Below are 271 nucleotides of genomic sequence, written 5' to 3'. Positions count from 1 at the left end.
GATTAGCATGGTCAAAAACGATGAAATCGACAAGTTTGTCGCCCTTTACGAAGAAGAAATTATCAAGGACAATACTGGGAAACCGATCCGTGTCAAAACCTTGGGTCAAAAGCTTTATGTGGATAGTGTCAAACAGCATGATGTGACCTTTGGAATCGGACCTGCAGGGACAGGGAAGACCTTTCTTGCAGTGACCTTGGCAGTAACGGCCCTTAAACGTGGGCAAGTCAAGCGGATTATCCTGACTCGACCAGCAGTCGAAGCAGGTGAG

Annotated in this window: 1 protein-coding gene; it reads left to right on the top strand. The window is 47.2% G+C overall.

The features are described from left to right. Positions 1 to 271: PhoH family protein (locus tag SORDD16_RS10275; protein ID WP_241734081.1), on the top strand; the 271-nt coding region annotated here is incomplete at both ends.

Origin of the sequence: Streptococcus oralis (assembly GCF_001578945.1) — a bacterium.
Classification (GTDB): domain Bacteria; phylum Bacillota; class Bacilli; order Lactobacillales; family Streptococcaceae; genus Streptococcus; species Streptococcus oralis_Q.
Note: the sequence above shows the minus strand (reverse complement) of the source record. Positions and strands in the feature narration are given on the sequence as shown.